Consider the following 1782-nt stretch of genomic DNA (forward strand, 5'->3'; position numbering starts at 1 on the left):
GGCTTGTGACAGTTAACAAAAACCTCCACTAATCTACCACTTACTATTAAATTATGGTAGATTAAGGAGATGGCATTAATACCACTCCGTAAGGCGGTCGAACTTACGGGACTCTCCAAGAACACACTAAAGAAGTATGCAGACAATGGGACACTCAGATGCGAAAGGACACCAGGAGGGACTAGACTCTTTGACTCAACAGATCTTCTCCGTTTTGGAAAAGCTCCAAAGTCTGACAAATTGCGCTGTTACACCATCTGTTATTGCCGAGTCAGTAGTACAAAACAGCGAGACGATCTTGCCCGCCAAGTCGCTTACCTCCACTCTCTCTTCCCGGAAGCAGACATCATCTTTGACATCGGTTCCGGTCTCAATTACAACAGGAAAGGGCTTAGAACCATACTGGAACGAGTCGTGTCTGGAGATCAGCTCACGGTTGTTGTTACCTGTAGAGACCGACTTACCCGTTTCGGGTTTGAACTCATTGAGTACTTGGTCGGTCTCAACGGTGGAAAAATCCTGGTTCTCGACCAACCTGAAAGTTGTCTTTGATCAGAACTTACCGCAGATATTATCTCCATCATTCACGTCTTATCCTGCCGGGTTCACGGACTCAGAAAGTACGGTAAAAAAATCAAAGAAGATTCATCTGTTCCTAAACCCTGAACAGCGAGCAATTATCCGTAAGTGGTTTGGAGTGTCCCGTTATGTGTTCAATAAAACCATCAAAATCCTCCAGGATGGCGAAACAAAAGCTAACTGGAAAGCCATTAAAACTGGCATTTTGAATGACCTACCCGAATGGTGCAAGGAAGTCCCTTATCAAATTAAATCGATAGCGATAAAGGATGCTTGCACCGCTGTTAGGGAGGCCAAGAAAAAGTACAATAAAACGTTTCAAATTCAGCGAGTAAGGTTTAGGTCTCGCAAAAATCCCATTCAATCTTGCTATATACCCAAGTCAGCAGTTTCGACCTTGGGGATATATCACACTAAATTAGGAGAGATAGGATACACTGAAAGCCTTCCTGATCAGGTATGCGATAGTAGGCTAACCAGTAACAACGGGAATTACTACCTAGTTGTCCCCTATAAAGAGACTAAAAAGAAAACCGAAAACCAAGGTAGAGTAGTCGCTTTAGATCCTGGAGTCAGAACTTTTATTACTTTCTTTAGTGAGACATCTGTAGGAAAAATTGGAAATGGAGACTTTTCTCGTATCCAACGATTATGTCAACATCTAGACAATTTGCTATCAAAGATCAGTAAATCTAGTGGTGGACAGAAACGCCGAATGAGAAAAGCGGCTAGGAGAATGATCGTCAAAGTTCAGAACCTAATTAATGAACTTCATCACAAAACAGCTAGGTTTTTGGTTGACAACTTTGACGTAATTCTGCTTCCAACTTTTGAGACCTCTCAGATGTCTAAAAGAAAGAACAGAAAAATCCGATCTAAAACTGTCCGTAATATGTTGAGTTTTGCTCACTATCGTTTTCAGGAATTTTTGAAGCATAAGGCAATAGAAGCTGGGAAGATAGTAGTAGATGTCTGTGAAGCTTATACCAGTAAAACGGTTAGCTGGACAGGTGAATTAGTCAACATTGGCGGCGGTCGAATAATTAGATCAAAAGTTGATGGTCGATCTATGGATCGAGACATTAACGGCGCTCGTGGGATATTCCTACGAGCCTTGGTAGATACACCCTGGTTGAGAAATCAACTTGCATTAGTGAGCCAAAATTTTCCCTTGAGAGATTCTGGTAGCTAAAAAGTATCGGT

At 42.0% G+C, this 1782-nt stretch carries 2 protein-coding genes; both read left to right on the forward strand.

The window, feature by feature from the left end:
• Positions 1–69: 69 nt before the first annotated feature.
• Positions 70–552, forward strand: a complete 483-nt coding sequence (locus tag F6K20_RS36940) for an IS607 family transposase (protein WP_044494422.1) — start codon at positions 70–72, stop codon at positions 550–552.
• A complete protein-coding gene (locus F6K20_RS36945; protein ID WP_287298190.1) occupies positions 509–1771 on the forward strand; it encodes an RNA-guided endonuclease InsQ/TnpB family protein in 1263 nt (420 codons plus the stop codon). The genes F6K20_RS36940 and F6K20_RS36945 overlap by 44 nt, the downstream gene beginning before the upstream one ends.
• Positions 1772–1782: the final 11 nt, after the last annotated feature.

The sequence above is a fragment of the Moorena sp. SIO2C4 genome, from assembly GCF_010672485.1.
Taxonomy (GTDB): domain Bacteria; phylum Cyanobacteriota; class Cyanobacteriia; order Cyanobacteriales; family Coleofasciculaceae; genus Moorena; species Moorena producens.